The sequence below is a fragment of the Mammaliicoccus fleurettii genome, from assembly GCF_002018435.1.
GTDB lineage: Bacteria > Bacillota > Bacilli > Staphylococcales > Staphylococcaceae > Mammaliicoccus > Mammaliicoccus fleurettii.
The window spans coordinates 146,466-156,396 of sequence record NZ_MWJM01000001.1 but is presented as its reverse complement, the minus strand read 5'-3'; the positions used below and the strand labels follow the sequence as shown (position 1 = coordinate 156,396).

Genomic DNA, 9,931 nt, shown 5'->3' with positions numbered 1-9,931 from the left:
AGCACTCATTCGCAATAAGGCAAAATAAGTGCTAAAAAATTTATTGTGTAGATCATATTGTCATTGATAACGCCAACCCTAATCGGTGGCGATTCTGCATAAATGTATTGAATGAAATGTTTATCTGTTCTGATTAGCTTTCCATCTTCTTTAATTGGAACTTCCATAACCGTATTCGTTATACCATGAATGGCATTGTAGCAGTCAAAAGTACGATTAACCGTCTTATCAAAACTACTACTTCTGATTTCAACTTGATAGTTCATCAAGTGTGACTTCATATCACTTCTGTCTGGAGGATAACCTCCATCATAGTAAACAACACCGAATTCTGATTGTGCAGTATGATAATCAACTGACCACTCTAAGTCAGGAATTCTATCCTCTAATATATTTTTAATAGCGCGTTGAATCATCTAACTACCTCCTTCAAGTAAACGTTCTAATGCTCTTTCCATTGCTTTTTCGAAATGTTGGTCGGTTAAGATGACGGCATTTTGAAGATACTTACGACCAGGACGTTTACCTTCAATAATTTTCTTATCTCTAGTTTTTTTACCTCGCCCTAATTTATAGTAATTTTCGTATTTAACACCACGTTCATATTTATCGGCAACATACCTATAATTTTGTTCATTAATTTCATGAACATAGGTAGCATATTCTGTGTTTGTTCCAACGTAAACAACAAATGACCTACCTTCTAAACGTGCCATCGTAGCATGAATACTCTTTTCTAATTCCATAGAATCTTCAGGTGCTAATCCTCTAGCGTATTCTTCACATGTATTTCCAACTTTATCCATTTCTTCAAGCATAATTTTCTTAAATCGTTTATTCATTGTTTTAAACTCTTGTTGTAACTCTCGAAGTCCTTCCCATTCAATGTTGAACTTAATCCCCGACATCTACATATATCCTTTAATAAAATGTGGTTTCCCTGTAATATCTTGCCCGTATTCGAGCTTTTTAACTTGTCCTAATACTTTTGTATTCTTAGGTGTTATATGCTCAATACGGGCGTTTAAATCGATATTAGAAACGACATCAGATATAGGAATGTAAACTTGAGTAACCGAAGTGTATTCTTCACCGTTTGCATTGTAGATATTTTGAATGTTATATCTTACATGCGCTTTAGTTAATATCTTTTCTGTTACTGGTTTACCATAATCATCTTTTATCTGATTACCATTTGAATCAACCTTTGGCACGACTACGTTTACCTTATCTCTATAGATAATCATATTAATCTCCCAATATGACCTACTGATTTAGTTTGTAATTGTTGGTTGATTAGGAATAACACATATGGATCTAATAGATTGTCTGACATAGTTACACTAGCATCATTGATTTTTTGTGTTTCTACACCTTGTCTTTTCAACATAGCGTAACCGTTGGACTCGCCTTCGTGTTTGTACAACATTTGTTTAACAATCATTCGTTCAGTGATGTCTACTTTTGGATATAACGAGTGTATATCTTCATATGAATCAAAGATATTTTGTTCTAGTTCATGAGTTTCCATACCATCTAACAGAGGATTAGATGGTAGTTTCTCAATGTATTCGAGTACCTTTTCGATATTCAACATATCATCACCTACTCGCTAGGTTCTTCAATACGTTCGAAATAAGGACCTGTTCCTTTAAATTTCTTTTGCTTGTCAATGTTTGTTTCGATTTCTTGAACTCGCTTAACAGTTAATTCAACTTCTTCGCCTGGCTCGAATTGTTTTTCTTCCTTCTTGCCATAAGCTTGTTTAAGCACTTTAAATTTAGCCATTAATTTAACCTCCTTATTTAATTTAGAAGGTCAAAATTAACCTTCTGGAACTTCTTCTACGTCAGCTTGTGCGTTTGCAGTTAAAATAGAAATACCTTTTAAGTTTTGTAATACTGGCATAGCTACTTCTCCAACAATCGTTTTCTCACCAACTGGATCTTGAGAAACTACAGATACAACATAAGTACCGATTGCAAAATTATTATCAGCTGCAGGACCGATAAGTGTTTTACCTAATTGGTCTGCGTGCATAACCACTTTGTCATCTTCTAATAGTTGTTTTGTAATATCTCCTTCAATACCGTCGATAGTAACGTGCCCATCTTCGATTTCTAAAGTAGGAAGTCCTAATTCGCTAAACGCTTCTTGTAAATCAGAATCTTTAACTAAACGACGACCTGTATCTTTTCCGTAGATTTCTAACACGACATTAGAATTACGTTTAATTTTTGATAAAGTTCTAGAAGTCATGACCATATATGCAGGTGCTTTTAAATGGTTGTTTTCTTTGTAACTATCCACTTGTTTTTGTAATACTTCTAATGGATTCACATCATCACGAGAGAAGTCACCAGCTGTGATTTTAGCATTCTCATCTAAATCTAAATCGAAGCTAATCTTCACGTTATCTTTAGGACTTTCGTAATCAAAGCGACCACGATAAACCATATCGGCACGGATAAGTTCTTTAGTTTCTTCGACACCTTCTTTTAAATCTGCAACACTAATTAAAGCGTTTCTGATTAAAGCATCTACTTCACTAGAAGAACGTGGGTTTAAGTATTTGTACATTTCTTCTTCTGTGTAGTGATAAGCATGTGCAATTTTTGTTAACTTCGCCATTGCTTGCTTAATTGAACCTTTATCTCTTAATGGTGTTCCAGAATCAAAGCCAATTATAGAAGCTGCTTTAATTCCTGTCTTTTCGATAATGTCGTAAACAACATTGATATCGAATGTTTGTTCAACTGGGAATACTCTTTCTAAACGTCTTGTACGTTGTGGTTCTACATTCTCAACAAAAGATTGTAATGTAGCTTGTTGTAAATCTGAATGATCTGTAATGTTTGGCATTTATTATTCCTCCTTATATTTGCATAAAAATAGGACGCTATTACACGTCAAATGTAATACGCCCTTGCGTAGCTTTTTTGAAATTGTTAGTTACACCTGTTAATAATACTTCGAATACAGATGCTTTACGAATTGCTGGTACACTTTCGTTCATTTGAACATCTTGTACTTGTACATCACGTGATGTTAATACTGCAGCTGCCATTGTTTCTGGTGTTGAACCTTGAACTAATTCAAATAAACCAGATTCAGTATTTTTGAATACTGCTGTACCACCTTTAACTACTTGTCCTTCTGATAATTTAGAAGAATCTAAAGTGATGTTTCCAACAGTCCACTCAAGATTTTTAGCATCTCTTAAGAAACTAGGAAATTGTAAATCTTCTGATACTACTTTTGGTTTTAAATTCATTCTTTATTCCTCCTTTTGTTTTCCAAATAATTCATTTGCTAAATCTTTACCACGTTTTGAATGGTCAACCTTTTGCTTACCATTTCCACTTTGACCACCAGACTTATAATTATTGTTTGGTGGTGGCGTATCTTCTTCTGAACCACCATCATCATTTGAAGTGTTAGTTTGATTGAACAAGTAAGGCTTATCTTCACGCAATTCACTCATGACCTCATGGAAGTTTGTAAGTTCTCCTGTTTCTTCATCACGATTGAATTTTTCTCTATCAAGAAACAAGAATATATCATCTGGTTCATATGCATCTTTAGATACTTCTTTTAAGATTTGTTTATCTAAATCATTAGATGATACTTGAATTTTGTAGTCTTTGATTTCTTCTTGAAGTTTGTTGTTTTGTTCTTCAAGTGAGTCGTAATCATTAGCTTTCTTCTCAAGTGTTGTAATCTGCTTAGATAAAGTTTCTTTTTCTGATTCTAGAGATTGAACTGAGTTTTCCTTTTCTTCCAATTGCGACTTGTAATAATTCACATCTTTACCGTTCTCAGCCATTACTTTTTCTATTTGCTCATCTGATAAATCTAATGCTTTAAGTGATTCTCTATTCATATATATTCTCTCCTTACGTTTTTTAACGATGTTCGACATCGATAGGATTTGTACAATAACGCTTGTACTTGCGACCTCGTCTTTTCATGACGTACGACAGGTCAAACGGAATACCACCGTTATGAGATATTTTTGGATCACATATCCTTTCTGCCATTTTTAGCAAAAAGCTAGGCACAAAAATAACCGGCAATCTCACGACTGTCGGTTTAACTTTTCTATTTTGCTAACTCTTTTCTAGCAACTCTTAACTTCTGTTTCATCTTTACGTATCCAGTACTATTAGAACGTTTCATTCTGCGATAAGCACCTAATGATTTAGGGGCATCATCACCTAATATAGCTTTAATACTGTTATAGTTTTTCATTTCTTGTCTTGCCTTACGTTTTAATTTTTGATCACGTTCATAACTTTCTCTTTGCTTTTTAGTACGAGGGTCAAGATTAGGATTAAAGTCTTTACCTTTAGCAATGTACTTATTAATTTCACTATCTGTTTTGAAATCTGCTACAAAAGGTCTAACTGAACATTTACAATTAGGATGAACAGGAATAACATCGCGCACATCTAATTGTGGAAATCTTGTATCTTTACCAGTTAATGAGAATACTTTGTCTTGATACTTAGCACATTCACTACATGTGTTTAAATCGCCTGTAACGTATACCAAATCATTGTCAGTTGCTAAATAGTGATTAACATGTGCATGTGTTCTAGCAGCGCTTATTTTCGTTCTTACAACCGTTTCGGTATAGAAGTCTAAAGGTAACAACTTATTATCAATTGTTCTAAATGATTTCATACCACCTTTAACAAAAGAATCAGACACTCGTTGAATTATCTTTCTACGACTTTGACCGTATAAGATACCTCTTGAAATGTCTGATTGAACTTCTAATAGTGTTTGATTGATTGTTGTGACTGTTGTAAAGAATGCTTGTCTTAGTGCTGCTTGTAAGTCCATCATTGTATCACTCGTAATATTTGCTAATGCACTTTGATGTACTTGTGAGTTGAGTTCATTTGATAATGATATACCTTGCTTACTTAATTCATTAGTAGCTAACTTCAATTCGTTTTCGTATACCTTTGCTAACTCTGGTTCAACAAACTCAATGACTTCTGTCCCAAACTGATTGATTAAGTTCTCAATGTTTCTAAACATAATCTGTTTATCTTTTTCGCTTAGTAAATCAACATTCTGAATTAACTTTAATATCTCATTCTGTAAAAACTCAACGGTAGGTTTAATTTGTTCTAACTTCATTTAATCACCTACTCCAACTCTTTAAGTTCTTCTTCAACTGGATCTATCTCCTCTTCGTCTTTATTATCATTGAAGTTTAATCCTGTCATGTTACCTCTTAACAACGACGTGCTATCTTGTGATGTTCGTTCAGCTTCAATCTTTTCGACTTCTTCCATAATCCATTCCTCTGATTTATCTGGATTGTTATTTCGAACAGTTTGTTCAAGAGATTGCGTACCAGCAGCATAACTTTGATTATTCAAAGTTGATGTTTCTTTTGAAGTAACTGGCATCATATCCTTTTGAACAATGATTGGTTTCTCAATGATTACATCTGGATTTGATTGATTAAGCAACCACATACAGTTCTCAACACCTTGTTGAATGAACTCGATATATTCATCTCTCATTTGTTCAGCTTTCATGATAGATAAGAACAAGTCATAAAACTTAGCAGTACCCGATTGAGCTTGTGAACCTTCTGAAGTAAAGAAGTCTATAGCTTTTTCACTAGTTTGAGTTTCCATTAACATCATCTTAATAATATCTTTCACGTAAGAAATATCGCCAATCTTAGATATATCTATTTGATGTATTTCAAGTGAGCGACCTTCTTCATCAATTGTCGTAACTTCTAAATCTCGATGATCGAACTTATTATCAACTCCATATTTATTCATTGAAACTTGCATTAATCTTTCCATAACTTCTTTTGACACAGAAATTCTAGGTTTACCATTCCGCTCGAATATTTGTGATGAACGTGTCATTGTCCAGTTCACTTCATCTTGCTTGCCTTCTTGTCCTTTTAAAACACTTCTACCGTATCTATCCATGAAAGTCGGACTATAAGGTAGGTAAACAAATAACGTACGCTTACGACCTTTTAAGACATAATTACGTTGGTCACGTTCTAACTTTGTAATATCGTAAATGATTTCTTCATCGTCTATTTCAGTTAGGTCACCGTTATCATCTTGTTGATAAACAGTATGACTACCAATGAGTTCGTTTTCTCCTTCAATCTCTTCATGAACATGAACGTATTTATCTTCTCCACGTTCGACAATGTATCTTAGTTGATACGTTTTACCATCGTCTAATTCATAGTAGACATTGCGTTCTTTGAACGATAATTTAACTTGACCATTAACAAACTCTGGAACTGCTACAATGCCACCGTCTATTTGCCATTGTTTAATGTTCATTCCATGCCACTTAGAAAAGTTTGAGTTGATTTCTATTTGGTCTAATGTTTCTTGTTGCAGATCGAATAGTTCACTGTTGAATGTGTCGTCATTCGTTCCCTCAATGTGTTGTTCATCTGTATTGAAATCTTCGTCATCTTCTATTTCGTTTATTGGATAGTTTGTTTGCAACTTACCCATTGATCTTGTAATGAATAGAGTTGGTATATCTACAATCATTCTAGATATGTTAACAACGATATAAGGCGTTTGAACGTTCTGTGCTTTAACATCGCCATATTCAATTCTGTCGATGATTTCGCCTTGTTCAATTAAAGCCTTTGCTCTATCGAATAGCTTCGAATGAAAGCCGTCATATAAATCTCTATATAAAAACATTTCGCCATGTGTTTCAGTTATTTCTTCTTGCGTGAATGATTTTAACTCTGCCATTGTCTACCTCCTTACCACATTGTTGTTGATGAAATCATAGCCTTAGGTTTCTTCTTCATGTCTTCACTAAAGGCATATCTAGTAGCATCAATCGTATGGTTATCTTTATCTTCTAATCTAGGTTTAGGATTACCGTCTTTATCTGTTTCATAATCGATGTTCTCGAATTCCTTTGCAATGTTTGGTGTACGTTTAGGGTCAATGATTATTGCATCTAAATCATCAAGCCATTGCTCACCATACTCAACGCTGTCTGGACCTTTCTTCACACCTTTAATTCGTTTGATTCCGTGTTCGTTTTTAAGCTCGTCAATACTTTTAGGTTCAGCACTATCAGCGAATATCTCATCAGACATATATTTCTTTCGTGTTAACCATTTAGCCAACTCTCTATTGGATATCTTCTGACCATAGTATTCATCAACTGCATATATAACATTTTTCTTTTTGTCATAATGCCAACGAACAAAAGCTAATGGATCAGTAGCATAACCAAAATCGACTGCGTTACGAATGTTATCGAATGAGTTAAATAATTCATCAGGTATTGTTTCAATTTGTAAGTTATCGAATGGAACAACACCACTACCGATAGCTTCACCTAAATACTCCCAACGATATCTCATTTCACTTTTTTGTTTAGTTGCCTCTGCTTCTTCAACAAACTGTTTAGATATATGTTGGTTATCTTTGTATGTACTGTGATGTACAAAAGTATTATCAGGTTGAATAGATGATTCATACTTTTTATTAACCCATGACTGTTTTCTCTTTGGTGGGTTGTAACTATAAAAGAATTTATAAAAAAGACCATCATCTAACTCTCCACGTAATAATGAGTTTGTGATAGTCTTTACTTCATCTTCAGTTTTAAACTCTGCTAGTTCTTCTATCCACCCAATAGCGAATGGGAAATTAGCATCTTTTAATGATTTAATTCTTTCTGGGTCTTTAGCACCTCTAAAGGCGATGTAATTACCTCTAGGGAGATAAGTGATTCTCATTGGAGATTTCGTTATCTTAAATTTATCTGATATTCCTTGATGACTAATAGCCCACTTTAATTGTTCGTATATAGATAACTCGATTGTGTTATCCACTTTACGAATACAGACTGCGTTAACTGAATATCTCATAATCATTTGGATAATGATGATAGCAATATCTGTCGACTTACCACTACCACGTCCACCTTTTTCTACTATGTGCAATACATTTGGATTTTTAGCTGCTTTCCACGATTCATGAAATTCTTTAGGTAACAATTCAGATATATTTTTAACAGTTGTCATTGGATATCATCCACAAAAATAATATCTCCACTATGCTCTACTTCCTTTTTATCAGTCCACATAGCATATCGCTTACCTAGTAATTCAGCAGCTTTAGTCCTAGCAACTATATCAGCACGTTTCTCATGCCTTTCAACTTCACTCATAAAGTCGCCAGTAGGAACGACCATTAATTCTTCGTCTTGTTCCTTACCTCTCATAACTGATGTTAAATATTGTAGTATCTCATCTTGTTCTGCAATTGTTTCTTTCTTTAATTCTTCAAGTCTTGCATCAATATAAGATTTAACACTCACATTTTCCAATAATTTTACAACATTGCCTTTAGCGTAGTTATGACTATAACCAGCATTAACTGCCGACTGATAAGCGTTACCAGTTCTAATGTATTCATCTGCAAAACTCTGTTGTTTTCTAGTAAGTTTCATTTCATCTACCACCAACTCTCACGTTAATAAACTTTAATTTATTTTAATTCCTTAACTCTACTTCTATATCGTAATCTTTATCACCTTTAATAACTGGATCATAATCAATTAATACTTTGCTTACATTTGCATCGTTCTTTAATCTCTTAATCATTGCTATCAAGTGACAATCATTATTCACTTTTCTAATACCTTTTAAAGTGCCTGCTACCACTACCATTACTCTCATATGTTCAACTCCATATAAAAAACCACCTAGCATTAACTAGATGGCTATAATTTATAATTAAGTATTCGTTTATTAAGCGTTATGTTTCTATGACCGCAAGGTCAGTGTAGGGCTACGTACAAACTTAACCAGTTTGATTGATTTGAAGTTGCCGTCCTTCCCTACCCACAGTCTACAATATATTTTTACTTCTACAAAACATCGTGTCAAACGGTATCAATTGGTACAAATGGTATCATTGGGACATTTAGTTATATTTAATGATATCCTCTGCTATTTTATCGAATATCTTGTATTGTTCCCTTTTATTTTTTCCTGTAACTTCATGTATTTTCTTCAATGACTTACCGTCCATTCTCATTTCTAATACAAGTTCTTCGGTTTCATCTCCAATAAACTGTTTGGCCATTTGAACCGGTCTCATTTTTTGCCCTAACTTTTCACACATTCTATCTTTTTTAGCCCTTCTATTAATCTCATAAAGGAATGGTGTAGTATTAACATCGTTACCTTTTGGCAAACTAGATTCAATGCCATATTGTGATATGTTAGCGCCTTTTAATTCTTCTCCGTATTCATCAATATATTTCAACAATTGATTAGCATTCGAATAATAATTGTGAATCAGTTCCAGCGCTTTATCTTTTGTTTCTATCTTATAAATATTGTTAGTCGAATAAGTCATGTGTTCAATTCCTCCGATTAGTTTTAGTTTTTGATGTGGTCAACATCATGTAAATAGTCGTAAATTACGCCATTACCACTCCTCACTAATTCGGCATGTTCTTCAAACCATTCAATTGGAATACTCTTACGGTCGTTATGCTTCTTAAAATCATTGAATTGGTCAATATCTAATTTGTAGCATGTGTCATTAAATCTAAACAATACGAGTAAGAATGCTTTAGCACCCATTTTCTTAGTATCGGTCAAATACTTAACTTGATGATCACTCACATTTTTCAAAGGCAAATTCTTTATCTTCACTTCTTTGGTGTCAAAGGCTATGTACCTACCTTTGTTATCGCAGCCAACGAAATCGACTATACTCTTTTCTTGATAGCGCGCTTTACCTGTTCTGGTGTTATAACTTATCGGCGTTGCTACTTTATCAATAATTGCTATTCCTTTATGCTTATACACTCGATTAACGTTTCCTATTACTGTTTCAAACCACTTACCACGATTGGCTTGTTTTCTATTCAATTA

At 33.8% G+C, this 9,931-nt stretch carries 15 protein-coding genes; all 15 read right to left on the bottom strand.

From position 1 onward, the window contains the following. Positions 1-5: 5 nt before the first annotated feature. The 15 genes from B2G86_RS00850 to B2G86_RS00780 all read right to left on the bottom strand — a co-directional run bounded on the left by B2G86_RS00850 (position 6) and on the right by B2G86_RS00780 (position 9,928). Positions 6-416 carry a hypothetical protein gene (locus B2G86_RS00850; protein ID WP_078356243.1) on the bottom strand — a complete coding sequence of 137 codons (411 nt, stop codon included), beginning with the start codon at positions 414-416 and terminating at the stop codon, positions 6-8. Next, positions 417-908 carry an HK97 gp10 family phage protein gene (locus B2G86_RS00845; RefSeq protein ID WP_078356242.1) on the bottom strand — a complete coding sequence of 164 codons (492 nt, stop codon included), beginning with the start codon at positions 906-908 and terminating at the stop codon, positions 417-419. Further along, positions 909-1,247, bottom strand: a complete 339-nt coding sequence (locus B2G86_RS00840) for a hypothetical protein (protein ID WP_078356241.1) — start codon at positions 1,245-1,247, stop codon at positions 909-911. Continuing rightward, positions 1,244-1,594, bottom strand: coding sequence for a hypothetical protein (locus B2G86_RS00835; protein WP_078356240.1), 351 nt, complete (start codon positions 1,592-1,594; stop codon positions 1,244-1,246). Before B2G86_RS00835 ends, B2G86_RS00840 begins: the two co-directional genes overlap by 4 nt. Positions 1,595-1,605: 11 nt before the next feature. After that, the gene (locus B2G86_RS00830) at positions 1,606-1,788 is read right to left on the bottom strand and encodes a hypothetical protein (protein WP_078356239.1); all 183 of its coding nucleotides are present in this window, start codon (positions 1,786-1,788) and stop codon (positions 1,606-1,608) included. Positions 1,789-1,824: 36 nt separating this feature from the next. Further along, positions 1,825-2,862: a major capsid protein gene (locus tag B2G86_RS00825; RefSeq protein WP_078356238.1), complete on the bottom strand. Its 1,038-nt coding sequence runs from the start codon at positions 2,860-2,862 to the stop codon at positions 1,825-1,827. A 40-nt stretch (positions 2,863-2,902) separates the two neighbouring features. Then, complete coding sequence (locus B2G86_RS00820) at positions 2,903-3,274, bottom strand: hypothetical protein (RefSeq protein ID WP_078356237.1); 372 nt, start codon at positions 3,272-3,274, stop codon at positions 2,903-2,905. A gap of 3 nt (positions 3,275-3,277) precedes the next feature. Continuing rightward, positions 3,278-3,883 (bottom strand): phage scaffolding protein, encoded by a 606-nt coding sequence (locus B2G86_RS00815; RefSeq protein ID WP_158079012.1) that lies wholly within the window; start codon positions 3,881-3,883, stop codon positions 3,278-3,280. A gap of 218 nt (positions 3,884-4,101) precedes the next feature. Beyond that, positions 4,102-5,151: a phage minor capsid protein gene (locus tag B2G86_RS00810; protein ID WP_078356235.1), complete on the bottom strand. Its 1,050-nt coding sequence runs from the start codon at positions 5,149-5,151 to the stop codon at positions 4,102-4,104. A gap of 8 nt (positions 5,152-5,159) precedes the next feature. After that, positions 5,160-6,773: a hypothetical protein gene (locus B2G86_RS00805; RefSeq protein WP_078356234.1), complete on the bottom strand. Its 1,614-nt coding sequence runs from the start codon at positions 6,771-6,773 to the stop codon at positions 5,160-5,162. An 11-nt stretch (positions 6,774-6,784) separates the two neighbouring features. Next, positions 6,785-8,065 carry a PBSX family phage terminase large subunit gene (locus tag B2G86_RS00800; protein WP_078356233.1) on the bottom strand — a complete coding sequence of 427 codons (1,281 nt, stop codon included), beginning with the start codon at positions 8,063-8,065 and terminating at the stop codon, positions 6,785-6,787. Continuing rightward, positions 8,062-8,493, bottom strand: coding sequence for a terminase small subunit (locus B2G86_RS00795; protein ID WP_078356232.1), 432 nt, complete (start codon positions 8,491-8,493; stop codon positions 8,062-8,064). Before B2G86_RS00795 ends, B2G86_RS00800 begins: the two co-directional genes overlap by 4 nt. A 43-nt stretch (positions 8,494-8,536) precedes the next feature. Then, positions 8,537-8,722: a hypothetical protein gene (locus tag B2G86_RS00790; protein WP_078356231.1), complete on the bottom strand. Its 186-nt coding sequence runs from the start codon at positions 8,720-8,722 to the stop codon at positions 8,537-8,539. Between the two features lie 247 nt (positions 8,723-8,969). Further along, positions 8,970-9,407, bottom strand: a complete 438-nt coding sequence (locus B2G86_RS00785) for a hypothetical protein (RefSeq protein ID WP_078356230.1) — start codon at positions 9,405-9,407, stop codon at positions 8,970-8,972. Positions 9,408-9,430: 23 nt separating this feature from the next. Beyond that, on the bottom strand, positions 9,431-9,928 hold the full coding sequence (locus B2G86_RS00780; protein ID WP_078356229.1) for a Holliday junction resolvase RecU: 498 nt from the start codon (positions 9,926-9,928) through the stop codon (positions 9,431-9,433). Positions 9,929-9,931 lie beyond the last annotated feature (3 nt).